Source organism: Krasilnikoviella flava (assembly GCF_900167525.1).
In the GTDB taxonomy this organism is placed as follows: Bacteria; Actinomycetota; Actinomycetes; order Actinomycetales; family Cellulomonadaceae; genus Isoptericola; species Isoptericola flavus.
Map to the genome: position 1 here is coordinate 350627 of NZ_FUZQ01000008.1, position 12407 is coordinate 363033.

General features: G+C 72.7%; 13 protein-coding genes. 7 read left to right on the top strand and 6 right to left on the bottom strand.

The window, feature by feature from the left end; translation table 11 throughout:
- The first annotated feature begins 2 nt into the window (after positions 1-2).
- Both B5Y66_RS21460 and B5Y66_RS21465 read left to right on the top strand, forming a co-directional pair.
- Complete coding sequence (locus tag B5Y66_RS21460) at positions 3-935, top strand: carbohydrate ABC transporter permease (RefSeq protein WP_079576647.1); 933 nt, start codon at positions 3-5, stop codon at positions 933-935.
- Positions 932-1816, top strand: a complete 885-nt coding sequence (locus tag B5Y66_RS21465) for a carbohydrate ABC transporter permease (protein WP_079576648.1) — start codon at positions 932-934, stop codon at positions 1814-1816. Before B5Y66_RS21460 ends, B5Y66_RS21465 begins: the two co-directional genes overlap by 4 nt.
- On the opposite strand, the gene B5Y66_RS21470 is transcribed toward B5Y66_RS21465, so the two are convergent.
- Positions 1806-2633, bottom strand: coding sequence for a helix-turn-helix domain-containing protein (locus B5Y66_RS21470; protein ID WP_079576649.1), 828 nt, complete (start codon positions 2631-2633; stop codon positions 1806-1808). The genes B5Y66_RS21465 and B5Y66_RS21470 overlap by 11 nt on opposite strands.
- Positions 2634-2734: 101 nt before the next feature.
- On the opposite strand from B5Y66_RS21470, the gene B5Y66_RS21475 reads away from it, so the two are divergent.
- A complete protein-coding gene (locus tag B5Y66_RS21475) occupies positions 2735-3493 on the top strand; it encodes an SDR family oxidoreductase (protein ID WP_079576650.1) in 759 nt (252 codons plus the stop codon).
- A gap of 175 nt (positions 3494-3668) precedes the next feature.
- Positions 3669-4241, top strand: a complete 573-nt coding sequence (locus tag B5Y66_RS21480; protein WP_079576691.1) for a DNA-3-methyladenine glycosylase I — start codon at positions 3669-3671, stop codon at positions 4239-4241.
- Between the two features lie 19 nt (positions 4242-4260).
- Here the strand turns inward: B5Y66_RS21480 and B5Y66_RS21485 are convergent, their stop codons facing one another.
- Positions 4261-4701 carry a DoxX family protein gene (locus B5Y66_RS21485; RefSeq protein WP_079576651.1) on the bottom strand — a complete coding sequence of 147 codons (441 nt, stop codon included), beginning with the start codon at positions 4699-4701 and terminating at the stop codon, positions 4261-4263.
- 93 nt (positions 4702-4794) lie between these two features.
- Between B5Y66_RS21485 and B5Y66_RS21490 the strand changes: the two genes are divergently transcribed.
- Positions 4795-5520, top strand: coding sequence for a ZIP family metal transporter (locus B5Y66_RS21490; RefSeq protein WP_079576652.1), 726 nt, complete (start codon positions 4795-4797; stop codon positions 5518-5520).
- Here the strand turns inward: B5Y66_RS21490 and B5Y66_RS21495 are convergent.
- Together B5Y66_RS21495 and B5Y66_RS21500 are read right to left on the bottom strand one after the other, a co-directional pair.
- Positions 5517-6170, bottom strand: a complete 654-nt coding sequence (locus B5Y66_RS21495) for a CatB-related O-acetyltransferase (RefSeq protein ID WP_245807277.1) — start codon at positions 6168-6170, stop codon at positions 5517-5519. The genes B5Y66_RS21490 and B5Y66_RS21495 overlap by 4 nt on opposite strands.
- 58 nt (positions 6171-6228) lie before the next feature.
- A complete protein-coding gene (locus B5Y66_RS21500) occupies positions 6229-7212 on the bottom strand; it encodes a GNAT family N-acetyltransferase (protein WP_217700868.1) in 984 nt (327 codons plus the stop codon).
- 308 nt (positions 7213-7520) lie between these two features.
- Between B5Y66_RS21500 and B5Y66_RS21505 the strand changes: the two genes are divergently transcribed.
- On the top strand, positions 7521-8048 hold the full coding sequence (locus B5Y66_RS21505; protein WP_079576654.1) for a GrpB family protein: 528 nt from the start codon (positions 7521-7523) through the stop codon (positions 8046-8048).
- A 22-nt stretch (positions 8049-8070) separates the two neighbouring features.
- On the opposite strand, the gene B5Y66_RS21510 is transcribed toward B5Y66_RS21505, so the two are convergent.
- Positions 8071-9960, bottom strand: coding sequence for a glycoside hydrolase family 2 protein (locus B5Y66_RS21510; RefSeq protein WP_079576655.1), 1890 nt, complete (start codon positions 9958-9960; stop codon positions 8071-8073).
- 86 nt (positions 9961-10046) lie between these two features.
- Positions 10047-11144, bottom strand: a complete 1098-nt coding sequence (locus tag B5Y66_RS21515) for a LacI family DNA-binding transcriptional regulator (protein ID WP_079576656.1) — start codon at positions 11142-11144, stop codon at positions 10047-10049.
- 296 nt (positions 11145-11440) lie between these two features.
- Between B5Y66_RS21515 and B5Y66_RS21520 the strand changes: the two genes are divergently transcribed.
- Positions 11441-12289 carry a carbohydrate ABC transporter permease gene (locus B5Y66_RS21520; protein ID WP_245807282.1) on the top strand — a complete coding sequence of 283 codons (849 nt, stop codon included), beginning with the start codon at positions 11441-11443 and terminating at the stop codon, positions 12287-12289.
- Positions 12290-12407 lie beyond the last annotated feature (118 nt).

The window sequence follows — 12407 nt, forward strand, 5'->3', positions numbered from 1 at the left end:
CGATGCCCACCGCCACGCGCAGGCGGGCGGGGGTGCGCCGGGCGGTCCGCCGCGCCGGGGCACCCCTGCTCCTGCTGCTGCCCTCCCTGATCCTGGTGGGGGTGTTCGTCTACGGCCTGATCGTGGCGAACACCCGGCAGTCCACGACCGACAACCACACGGCCGCGCAGGCGACGGGTCAGGCGCCCACGACGGGCGTCGGGCTGCGCAACTACCTCGACCTGCTGGGCAGCGAGGAGTTCCAGCACTCCCTGACGAACCTCGTGCTGTACACGGTCGTGTTCCTGGTCGGCACGATGGTCATCGGGTTCGCCTGGGCCTGGCTGCTCGACAAGCCGCTGCGCGGCGAGGGCATCTTCCGGTCGGTCTACCTGTTCCCGATGGCGGTCTCGTTCATCGCCTCGGGCGTGGTGTGGCGGTGGCTGCTCAACTCCAACCAGGGCGAGCAGGCGTCGGGACTCAACCGGCTGTTCCAGATGATCGGGCTGGACGCGCTGCAGAACAACTGGTGGAACAACGTGTCCGTCGGCATCGTCGCGATCGCGATCCCCGCGATCTGGCAGCTGTCGGGCTACGTGATGGCGCTGTTCCTCGCAGGCTTCCGCGGCATCCCCGTGGAGCTGCGCGAGGCCGCCCGCGTGGACGGCGCCAGCGAGTGGAAGCTGTACCGGCACGTGCTGTTCCCGCAGCTGTCGCCGATCGCGCTGTCGGCGCTCATCATCATCGGCCACATGTCGCTCAAGGCGTTCGACCTCATCATGTCGATCTCCAAGCCGGCGAACTACCAGACCAAGGTGCCCGCCGTGGACATGTACGTGTTCAAGTCGGCGTTCGACTACGCGAACGCGGCCGCCGTCGGCACGATCCTGCTGGTCATCGTGGCCGTCGTGATCGTGCCGTACCTCGTGCACACGCACCGGCAGGGACGACGATGACCTCCGTCGTCGAGGCCGAGGCCGGGCGCCCCGTCGACCTGGGGCGGACGGCGCCGCGCAGCCGGTTCACCGTGGGCCGCACGCTGCGCTACGTGGTGCTGCTGCTCTTCGTCCTCGTGGTGCTCGTGCCGGTGTACGTGCTGCTGGTGACCAGCTTCAAGGGCCCGGGCGACGCCGCGCCCACCCGGGCATGGAACCTGCCGCAGGTGTGGACCACCGCCAACTGGGAGACGGCGTGGAGCACCCTCGCACCCGCGATCGCGCGCACCGTGCAGATGGTGGTGCCGGCGGCCCTGATCTCGGCGTTCCTCGGGTCGCTCAACGGGTTCGTGCTGTCGCGGTGGCGGTTCCCGGGCGCCGACCTGGTGTTCACGCTGATCCTCTTCGGCATGTTCATCCCGTACCAGGCGGTGATGATCCCGCTGAACCAGCTGGTGCTGGGGCTGGGCGTGCCGAGCGGCGTCCCGTCGCTGATCCTGCTGCACGTCGTCTACGGCATCCCCATCACGACGCTGATCTTCCGCAACTACTACATGACCGTGCCGCAGGAGCTGATCGAGGCCGCGCGCGTCGACGGCGCGGGGATGTTGCGCACGTACGCCTGGATCGTGCTGCCGATCTCCGTGCCGAGCTTCGTCGTCGTGCTCATCTGGCAGTTCACGTCCGCGTGGAACGACTTCCTGTTCGCCGTGTTCTTCTCCTCCAGTCAGAACGGCCCCGTCACCCTCGCGCTCAACAACCTGGCCAACGGCGCGCTGCTGCAGGACTACGGCGTCTCGATGGCGGGCGCGCTGTTCGCGTCGCTGCCCACGCTGCTCGTGTACGTGCTGCTGGGGAGGTACTTCATGGGCGGGCTGATGTCCGGGTCGGTCAAGGGCTGACGGCCGTCACCGCGAGCGTGCCGAGGAGCACCAGCGCCTCGGCGGCGCGCGTGCCCGGCTCGGCGTGGTAGACGATCAGCTCCTGCCCGGGCGCGGACTTCACGTCGAAGGCGTTCATCCGCAGCGTGAGCTCCCCGACGTCGGGGTGCCGGAACCGCTTGCTCTCCAGCCGCTTGCCCCGCGCGTCGTGCCGCGCCCAGAGCTCCTCGAACTCCGGGCTGCGGGCTCGCGCCGACGCCAGCACCTCGGCGATGCGCGGGTCCCCGCGCCACGTGCCGTGCAGCACCCGGAACCCGGCCACCGTCGAGGCGGCCACCCGGTCCCAGTCGGGATAGAAGGTGCGTGCGCCCGGGTCGAGGAACACCTTCGCCAGCAGGTTCGGCCCTTGCACGAAGCCCTCGAACAGGGCGTACGCGAGCCGGTTGGCGGCCAGCACGTCGTAGGCCCGGCCGAGCACGATCGCCGGGTTGTCGGTCCACATGTCCATCAGTCGCAGCAGCTCCGGGTCCACACGCTCCGGCGCGGCACCCCGTGACAGGCTCGGGCCCAGGCCGGCGACCCGGAACAGGTGCTGGCGTGCGTCCGTGTCGAGGCGCAGCGCGTCGGCCAGGGCGTCGAGCACCTGCGCCGACGGGTGCCGCTCGCGCCCCTGTTCCAGCCGCACGTAGTAGTCGACGCTGACGCCCGCGACCGTCGCCACCTCCTCGCGGCGCAGGCCGGGCACACGCCGGGTGCCGAAGGTGGGGAGGCCGGCGACGGCGGGGCTGACCTGGGCACGACGGGCGCGCAGGTAGTCGCCCAGGAGGTTCTCGGGCATGCGGCCAGCCTAGGTCGGGAGGCGCGCGCCAGCCTGGGTGCGCCGCTCCCAGGCGCAGCGCTGCCTTCCTCGCCGCCCACGGCCCGCGGATCGTGGACGGCATGACGACACCCACCACGGACACCACGCAGGAGGGCGGCCCCCGGGTCGTCCTCGTCACCGGGGCCAGCTCCGGCATCGGCGAGGCGACGGCGCGCCGGCTCGCCGCCGACGGGCACCACGTCGTGCTGACCGCCAGGCGCTCGGACCGCCTCGACCAGGTGGTCGCCGCGCTCCGCGCCGACGGGCTCTCGGCCGAGGCACGCGCCCTGGACGTCACGGACCACACCGCGTTCGCGGACGTCGTGGACGACGTCGTCCGGGCGCACGGCCGCCTGGACGTCCTCGTCGGCAACGCCGGCGTCATGCTGCTGTCCCGGCTCGACGCCCTGCGCGTCGACGAGTGGGACCGGATGCTCGACGTCAACGTGCGCGGCCTGCTGCACGGTGTCGCGGCCGTCCTGCCGCACTTCCGCGAGCAGGGGTCGGGGCACGTCGTGACGGTCGCGTCGGTCGGGGCCCACGAGGTGTCCCCGACCTCCGCGGTCTACTCGGCCACGAAGTTCGCCGCCTGGGCGCTCACGGAGGGGCTCCGACAGGAGTCGGACCCCGCCGTCCGCGTCACGACCGTCTCCCCCGGCGTGGTCGACACCGAGCTGGCCGACCACATCACGGACCCCGTCGCAGCCGAGCTCATGGTCGGCTACCGCGCCGAGCGGATCCCGGCCGACGCCGTCGCGGCGGCGGTGTCCTTCGCCGTCGCGCAGCCGGCGGGCGTGGACGTCAACGAGATCGTCGTGCGACCTGCGGGGCAGCGATGACCGGGGCGGCCGGCGGGACGAGGACCTGGCTGATCACGGGCGCCTCGCCGAGTAGGACGCCTGGCGGACGCTGGCAGGCGCCGCGCAGCGCTGAGCCTGCCCCCAGACCCGGCGGCCCGGCGGCCCCTGTGGACGACGGCTGGGAGTGTCGGGGCCGGCGGGCAGGCTGGGGGGCATGACGACCACCACGCTCGCCGCCCGCTGCTTCGGCGACGGCGACCCCCTGTACGAGGCCTACCACGACACCGAGTGGGGCGTGCCCGTGCACGGCGAGGCCGAGCTGCTCGAGCGGATCGCGCTGGAGGGCTTCCAGTCCGGGCTGTCGTGGATCACCGTGCTGCGCAAGCGCCCGGCGTTCCGGGAGGTGTTCCTCGACTTCGAGCCCGAGCGCGTCGCCGCCCTCGACGAGGACGACGTCGAGCGGCTCCTCGGCGACGCCCGGATCATCCGCAACCGGCAGAAGATCGAGGCCACCATCGGCAACGCCCGCGCCGTGCTGGCCCTGCACGACGGCGGCCGCACCCTCGACGAGCTGTTCTGGTCGTTCGCTCCCCCGGCCCGCGAGCTCCGGCTCGGCGCGGGGGACGTGCCCGCGAGCACGCCGGAGTCGGTCGCCCTCGCCAAGGCGCTGAAGAAGGAGGGCTTCCGCTTCTTCGGCCCGACGACGGCGTACGCCGCGATGCAGGCCTGCGGGCTGGTGGACGACCACCTGGCGACGTGCCCGGTGGTCACCGGGGCGGCCACCTGACGCGGGCCCGACCGCTCCCTCAGCCCCACGCAGCCCGCCGCAGCGCACCGGCGGCCCCGGTCGACCACAGCGCGAGCGCAACCAGCACCGGCTGGAAGAACAGCCGGGCAAGGCGCTTGCCGTCGGTGTCGAGACCGAAGCCGTCCTTCCGTTCCAGCCACTGCCCGACGTTCCCGGGGAAGATCACGACGAAGAAGGCGGCGGCGAACAGCCCCACAGCGACCTTCCACCGGGAAAGCACGACCAGCGACCCGCCCAGCACGATCTCCACGACGCCGGACGCGAGCACCGTGACGTCCTCGTCCACGGGGAACCAGGCGGGCACCTGCGCCCGGAACTCCTCGCGGGCGACGGTCAGGTGCGTGACGCCGGCGCCCGCGAGCGCCAGGCCGAGGGCGACCCGGCCGATCGTGCGGGCCGGTGAGGTGAGTGCCGGGCGGGCGAGCTCCTGCAGATCCATGCGGTGATCCTCCCCTCGTCGCGGCCGGCGCACATCCGCGGTGGCGGCGGCGCCCGCCGGGCGGCCGTGGGCCCGGGCTGGTCCAATGACCGCATGGCGGGGTTCTGGTGGGGGCTGCTCGGCAGCTCGTCGCTGCTCATCGGCGCGGGGCTGGTGCTGTGGCGGACGCCGAGCCGCCGGCTCACGGGCCTGATCATGGCGTTCGGCGCGGGCGTGCTCATCAGCGCGGTCGCGTACGACCTGGTGGAGGACGCGTCGCGGTCCGCGAACGGCTGGGTGCTGCTCGCCGGGCTGGCCGCCGGGGCGCTGACGTTCTACGTCGGCGACCTGCTCATCGACCGGCGCGGCGGCCGCGACCGCAAGCGGTCCACCGGGGTCCAGGCGGAGGGCTCGGGAAGCGCCATCGCGCTGGGCACGGTGCTGGACGGCATCCCGGAGTCCGTCGTGCTCGGCTCCACGCTGGTGGGCGGAGGCGGGGTGAGCGTCGCGGTGCTCGCCGCGGTGTTCATCTCCAACCTGCCCGAGGCGATGTCCGCCACCGTCGGGCTGCGCCAGGCCGGTACGTCCACCGCCCGGCTGGCCCTGCTCTGGGGCGGCACCACCCTCGTCTCCGCCGTGGCCGCGGGAGTCGGGTACGCGGTGCTGGGTACGGCCGACCCCGTGACCATCGCCGTGGTGCAGGCATTCGCCGCCGGTGCCCTGCTCACCATGCTGGTGGACACGATGATCCCCGAGGCCAGCGAGTTCGGCGGGCCCGTGACCGGCCTGGTCACCGTGCTCGGCTTCGCCACCGCCTTCGGCCTGTCGGCGCTGGGTTAGGCCGTCTCCCCGGCGCGGCCGACCTGCGCCGCCGCCGCCTCGAGCTCGGCGACCGTTCCCGACATGATCGTCCGCACGTGCGCCGTCACGTGCTCCACCGGCCAGTCCCACCACGCCACCGCGAGCAGCCGCGCGACGTCGTCGGCGTCGTACCGGGTGCGGAGGAGCCCCGCGGGGTTGCCACCGACGATGCCGTAGTCCGGGACGTCGCGGGTGACCACGGCACCGGCGGCGACGATCGCGCCGTGGCCGATGCGGACCCCGGGCATGACGGTGGCGCCGTGTCCGAACCACACGTCGTTGCCGACCACGGTGTCGCCACGTCCGGGCAGGCCCGTGATCAGGTCGAAGTGCTCCGCCCACGCGCCGCCCATGGTGGGGAACGGGAAGGTGGAGGGTCCGTCCATGCGGTGGTTGGCGCCGTTCATGATGAACCGGGTGCCCGTCCCGAGCGCGCAGTACCGGCCGATGACGAGCCGCTCCGGGCCGTAGTGGTAGAGCACGTTGCGCGACTCGAAGGCCGTCGGGTCGTCCGGGTCGTCGTAGTACGAGAAGTCGCCGACGTCGACGAGCGGCGAGGTCACCAGCGGCTTGAGCAGGACGACGCGCGGGTGCTCGGGCATCGGGTGGAGCACGGTGGGGTCGGGCACAGCCTGGTCACCTCGTCGTCGGAGCTGCGGTCGATCGGGCTGACGGGGACGTCGCGGGCTACTCCGCCGGCGCCGACAGGATAAGCCGGACCTCCGTGTTCCGGTATCCGGCGCGGGCGAACGCCGCCGCCATCGGGTGGTTCCCGAGGTCGGTCGTGGCGGTGACGCGCTCGGCTCCGTCTGCCGCGTGAAAGCGGGTGATGGCGGCAAGGATCTCCGACACGTAGCCGTGGCCGCGCAGCTCCGGGACGACGCCGAGGTATCCGACGTTGCGGGCGTAGGGCGTGGACGACGGGATCGCGAGGCCGGCGAGGACGCCGTCCGCGGTGTGCGCGAGGCGCCACCACTCCCGCTTGCCGGGCCGGTCGAGGTAGAACTGCAGGCTCTCGCGGGCGGTGGCCTCCGCCCCGTGGGCCGCCTCGCTCTCGCGGGTGTGCGCGTCCAGCGAACCCTCGGCGACCCGCAGCATCGCCTCGAGGAAGACCTCGTCGTCCGGCTCGGGCGAGAACACCAGCCGCTCGGGTGCGGCTGGCAGCGGCGCCTCGGGCGTCCACTCGAACTGCAGCCGCTCGACCTCGAGACCCAGGCCCGCACGACGGGCCGCGGCCTGACGCCAGGCGACGGCGGCGACGTACGCCGGGTCTCCCCGCCACGCACCGGGCAGCTTCATGAGGTTGTACAGGGGAGGAGCCTCCGCGCCGGCCTCGCGGAACGCCTGGTGCCCGGCGTCGAGGAGCGCGGCCGCCAACGGCGCCCTGTCGCCGGCCGGGACGCCGTCGGCCACCGCGAGGCAGTCGAGCGCGAGCGGGTGCTCGCTGTCACTCTGCCCCCACCACAGCGCGCGGGCCAGGACCTGGCCGTCCGGGCCCCAGGCGGCCCACGTCCACTCCGGCCGGTACTGCTGCTGGGCGGCCTCGGCCCGGTACCCGTCAGAGGACAGCCGCCACACCGGCTCGGACGACGTCAGGGCCAGGACCTGGTCGAGCTCGGCCCCCGGACCGGGCACGGCGGACAGACGGGGGGCAACACTGCTCGGGGTCATCGGGACACCTTTCGGGCGCGGGGGTAGCGGGTCGCCCGCACGCTGGCGGCACGACCGGAGATCAGGGGGAAACGACCGGCACGAGGCGGTCGCCCCTCAGCACGGAGTGATCCTGCCACTCCCGTGTCCGGGGCGACGAACGCCGGCCGCGAGGTCGACGGGCGCTCGGCTAGGGTCGACGCGACGGCCGCGGTGACGGCCGGCGAACCCCGGGAGGTCGTCGTGGCAATCGTCGTCGGGCTGTGCGCGGGGCTGGTGCGCGACCCACGCAAGGCACTGCTGCTTCGGTCAGCCCCGCGCTCGGCACGATGATCACGCTGGCTGCCCACCGCCCCGAGTGGGCGGACGAGTTCCGCGCCGAGTCCGCCCGGCTCCGCGCCGCTCTGGGCGATCACATCACCGAGCTCGAGCACATCGGCAGCACCGCGGTGCCGGGGCTCGTGGCGAAGCCGATCCTCGATCTCGCGGCCCGCGCCGCCCCGGGCGTCGACCCGTTCGCGCTGGCGGACGACGTCGCCACGCTCGCGTACTGGCGGATCGCCCGGGGGCCGAAGAACCACGGCGTCTACGTACGGGAGAGCGACGGCGAGCGCACCCACATCCTGCACGTCTTCGCCGCGGACGGGTGGGACACCTGCCCGCAACGGCTGTTCCGCGACAAGCTGCGGCACGACGCGACCGCGCGGCGCCGGTACGGGGACCTGAAGACCCGGCTCGCGGCCACGCTCACCGACGGACGCGAGTACACGGCGGCGAAGCGGGACCTCGTCGAGACGCTGCTCAACGAGGAGCGCGCGGCCCGCGGGCTGCCGCCCACGACAGCCTGGGACAAGTAGCCCGCCCCAGGCCGTCGTCGGGTCAGGCCGTGGCCCGGTCGGCCTCCTCGACGGCGGCGACCTGCTGCTGCACCTCGCGGACCCGGGAGACGTCGAGCTTCTCGGTCCGGTCGAACCGGTAGACGCCGTTCTGCTCCTGGAACACGTCGGTGAGCTGCGTGTAGCAGTAGCCGAACATCAGCGGGTCGCCGAGCAGCACGTCGGTGAGCCCGCGGAAGCGGGCGTGGAACGCCTCCTCGTCGGCGACGCGCTGGCCGTACCCCCACGACTCGGCGGCGTCGTTGCCCGCCGCGGCGGCCGCGGCCTCCGGGTTCCACCAGATGCCGCCGTACTCGGAGACGAAGTACGGCTGCCCCCGGTACGGCTGGGACAGCGTGGCGCCGTCGTCGCGCCGGTTCTCCCAGGGCTTGCCGTCGGCGAGCCCGGCCATGTCGCGGGCGAAGGTCTCCGGGTCCTGCTCGTAGCTGTGCGAGTCCCAGACATCCGTCTCGAGCACACGGTGCGCGTAGCCGCTCGCGTCGACGACGGGCCGCGACGGGTCGGCGAGCTTGGTGGCGAGGAACATGCCGCGCGTGACGTCGTCCAGCACGGTGAGCCGGTCGTGCAGGTTCTGGTGCGTCTCGTTGAGGGGGCACCAACCGATGATCGACGGGTGGGAGTGGTCGCGCTCCAGCACCTCGAGCCACTGCGTGGTGAACGACGCCGTGGGCTGCTGGTTGTGGCCGACGCGGCCCTGCCCGCTGACCCCCCAGTCGCCGAACTCGCCCCACACGAGGTAGCCGAGCCGGTCGGCGTGGAACAGGAAGCGCTCCTCGAACACCTTCTGGTGCAGGCGGGCGCCGTTGAAGCCCGCCTCGAGCCCCAGCTCGATGTCGCGCACGAGCGCGGCGTCGGACGGCGCCGTCATGAGCGACTCGGGCCAGTAGCCCTGGTCGAGCACCAGCCGCTGGAACACGGCGCGGCCGTTGATCTTGACGGCCCGCCCGTCGATCGCCACGGAGCGCAGGCCGGCATACGAGTCGACGGCGTCCACCAGCTCGCCGGCGCCGTCGCGCAGCTCCACCCGCAGGCCGTACAGGTGCGGGTCCTCCGGCGCCCACAGGCGCACGCGATCCTCGGGGACGACGACGCGCAGCGACGGCGCCAGGTCGACGTCGGCCCGCGCCCCCGCGGTGGCGACGACGCCCCGCTCGTCCGTGAGGGTGGCGGTCACGGTGTGCCCGGCACGGTTCGCCGACAGGGGCAGGACGACGTCGAACGCGCTGCTCGCGACGTGCGGCGTGACGCGCGGGCGGCGCAGGTGGACCCCGGCCACCGGCTCCAGCCAGACCGTCTGCCAGATGCCGGTGGTGCGCGTGTACTGGCAGTGCGTGTTGGCGTACCAGGTGGCCTGCTTGCCGCGGGCCTGGCGGGCGTCGCGCGGGTCGCGGGCCCGCACGACCACGGTCACCGTGTCGCCCGGCGCGGCCAACCCGAACAGGTCGGCGGTGAACGGCGAGAACCCGCCGCGGTGGCGCACCACCTCGGTGCCGTCCACCCACACCGTGGCGTCGTGGTCGACAGCGCCGAAGTGCAGCAGCACGTGCGTGTCCTCGCCGGCGACGTCGGTCCAGTCCGCGGGGACCGTGACCTCGCGGCGGTACCAGACCGCCTCGAGGAAGTCGGTGTTCTCCACCCCCGACAGCTCGGACTCCGGGGCGAACGGGACGGTGATGGACCCCGACAGCGGGCGCTCGCGCAGGCCCCGCTCCAGCCCGGAGTCACCGGCGTCGACCTCGAACCCCCACTGACCGTTGAGGTTGAGCCACCGGTCGCGCACCACCTGCGGGCGCGGGTACTCCGGCCGCGGCAGGCCTGCGGCGGTCGGGGCGGAAGGAGGGTCGAGGTGCGTGAGGTGGTGCGGGTCTGCCATGGCGGCTGCTCCGTCGCGGTCGGGGTGGTCGTTGGTCCGGGGTGATTCAACCTCGGTGCCACCAGAAGCGCAACGTTGTACCACCCTCAGGGGCGTCGGGTGCTCTCCCGGACCAGGAGCCGGTGCGGCACCACGACGTCCTCGGGCGCACCCCCGGCCTGCTCCACCTGCGCCACGAGGCGGTCGAGGGCGGCCTCGGCCACACCCCGCACGTCCGGCGCGATCGTCGTGAGACCGGGGTTGGCGTACCGGCCGTCCTCGGTGTTGTCCCAGCCCGCCACGCCCACGTCCTCGGGCACCCGCACCCCGTTGGTGCGCAGCACGTGCATCGCCCCGAGCGCGAGCAGGTCGTTGCCGCACACGAGCCCGTCGATCTCGCCCACGCGGGCGAGCACCTCCTCCACGGCACGCGCTCCGGAGCGCCGGCTGTAGTCCGCCACCGGCAGCAGCCATGGGTCGCGCACCTCGAGTCCAGCCGCGCGGAGCTCCTCGACGAAGCCACGCTGGCGCGGGGCACCGGAGCGCGCGGGCACCCCGGGCTCCGCGCCCAGGAACGCCAGCCGCCGCCGGCCGGTGTCCAGCAGGTGGCGCGTGGCCTCGCGTGCCGCGGCGACGTTGTCGATGCTCACGTGGTCCGTGGCCAGCGACCCGCCGGGGTTCCAGGGCCGTTCGCCGAGCAGCACCATGGGCGTGCTGCCCCGCAGCTCGTCGACGTCGCCGAGGCTCAGGTCCAGCGGGCTGAAGACGATGCCGTCGATGAGCCGCACGTCGAACCCGCGCGCCACGAGCCGCTCGGCGTCCGCGTCGCCCCGGGTCTCGTCGATGAGCACCCGGTAGCCCCGCGCGGCCGCCACCTCGATCGTCTCGTGGGCGAGCGCGGAGAAGTACGGCGAGTCGATCTGCGGCACCGCCAGCGCGAGGATCCCGGTGCGGCCCTGACGCAGCTGGCGCCCCGCGAGACTGGGGCGGTACCCGAGGTCCGCGATGACCTTCTCGACCCGCTCGCGCGTCGCCGCACCCACCCGGCCGGTGCCGTTGACGACGTTCGAGACCGTCTTCCACGACACCCCGGCGGCGGCCGCGACGTCCTTGACCCCCGGCGGCTTCCCCGTCGCGGCGCCATGCCTCGGTGCGCTCGGTGCGCTCGGTGCGCTCGGTGCGCTCGCCGTGCCGTCCTCGTCCACTCGTCCCCCTTGCCGTCGCGACCCGGACCACCGGGACCGACGGAGCTGCGCGCCGCCCCTTGACGGGAGGCGCTGCGGTAGTTCATCGTGATCCAACGTTAGATCGCAACGTTGCACCACTGCTCGACCATGGCGTGTCGACGAAGACGCTGTGTCGATGACGACCCAGAAAGACGGACCACGTGACAGTGACCGGTGAGACGGCCCCGGCGGCCACCTCCGCCGCGCCCACCCGCGCCAGCAGCCCCCGAAGCCCTCGCTCCCGCCGCCGTGACGTCGGGGCGGGGTTCGCGTTCTTGTCGCCGTGGTTGGTGGGGTTCGTGGTGTTGACGGCGTTCCCGATGGTGGCGTCGTTGTATCTGGCGTTCACGGACTATGACTTGTTCCGGCCGCCGTCGTGGGTGGGGTTGGAGAACTTCACGAAGCTGTTCGAGGACCCGCGGTTCTGGACGTCGGCGCGGGTGACGGCGATCTATGTGCTGGTCGGGACGCCGATCAAGCTGGCGGCGGCGTTGGCCGTGGCGATGGTGTTGAACATGAGGCACCGGGGTCAGGGTGCGTACCGGTCGATCTTCTATGCGCCCTCGTTGATCGGTGCTTCGGTGTCGATCGCGATCGTGTGGAAGGCGATGTTCATCGACAACGGGATCGTGGACCGGATCGGGCAGCTGTTCGGGCTGCCGGCCGGGGGTTGGGTGGGTGACCCGTCCAAGACGATGCCGATGTTCGTGCTGCTGGCGGTGTGGACGTTCGGCGCCCCGATGGTGATCTTCCTGGCCGGGTTGAAGCAGATCCCGGGCGAGCTGTACGAGGCGGCCGCGGTCGATGGTGCGGGCCCGATCCGTAAGTTCTGGCGGATCACGATCCCGATGCTGTCCCCGGTGCTGTTCTTCAACCTGCTGCTGGAGACGATCGGCGCGTTCCAGGTGTTCGGGTCGGCGTTCATCATCTCCGGCGGCACGGGTGGTCCGGCGGACTCGACGCTGTTCTACACGCTGTACCTGTACATCAAGGGCTTCGCCCAGTTCGACATGGGGTACGCCTCGGCCATGGCGTGGGTCCTGGTCGTGGTCGTGGGAGTGATCACCGCGATCCTGTTCAAGACCTCGAACGCCTGGGTCCACTACTCCGGAGACAACCGATGAGCGCCCCGACTCTTTCCCAGCCCGCACCGGTGCGTGAGCGGGGCGTGATCGACACGTCCCTGCGGCAGGCCGCGCGGCGGCGCAAGGGGGTCCGGTCGGTCGGGTTCCACGCGTTCAT

What these genes read in the sequence shown, in the direction of transcription:
- B5Y66_RS21470 (WP_079576649.1), bottom strand. Translation starts at nt 2,633, where the DNA reads ATGCCCGAGAACCTCCTGGGCGACTACCTGCGCGCCCGTCGTGCCCAG.
- B5Y66_RS21480 (WP_079576691.1), top strand. Translation starts at nt 3,669, where the DNA reads ATGACGACCACCACGCTCGCCGCCCGCTGCTTCGGCGACGGCGACCCC.
- B5Y66_RS21485 (WP_079576651.1), bottom strand. Translation starts at nt 4,701, where the DNA reads ATGGATCTGCAGGAGCTCGCCCGCCCGGCACTCACCTCACCGGCCCGC.
- B5Y66_RS21500 (WP_217700868.1), bottom strand. Translation starts at nt 7,212, where the DNA reads ATGACCCCGAGCAGTGTTGCCCCCCGTCTGTCCGCCGTGCCCGGTCCG.
- B5Y66_RS21510 (WP_079576655.1), bottom strand. Translation starts at nt 9,960, where the DNA reads ATGGCAGACCCGCACCACCTCACGCACCTCGACCCTCCTTCCGCCCCG.
- B5Y66_RS21475 (WP_079576650.1), top strand. Translation starts at nt 2,735, where the DNA reads ATGACGACACCCACCACGGACACCACGCAGGAGGGCGGCCCCCGGGTC.
- B5Y66_RS21490 (WP_079576652.1), top strand. Translation starts at nt 4,795, where the DNA reads ATGGCGGGGTTCTGGTGGGGGCTGCTCGGCAGCTCGTCGCTGCTCATC.
- B5Y66_RS21460 (WP_079576647.1), top strand. Translation starts at nt 3, where the DNA reads ATGCCCACCGCCACGCGCAGGCGGGCGGGGGTGCGCCGGGCGGTCCGC.
- B5Y66_RS21505 (WP_079576654.1), top strand. Translation starts at nt 7,521, where the DNA reads ATGATCACGCTGGCTGCCCACCGCCCCGAGTGGGCGGACGAGTTCCGC.
- B5Y66_RS21465 (WP_079576648.1), top strand. Translation starts at nt 932, where the DNA reads ATGACCTCCGTCGTCGAGGCCGAGGCCGGGCGCCCCGTCGACCTGGGG.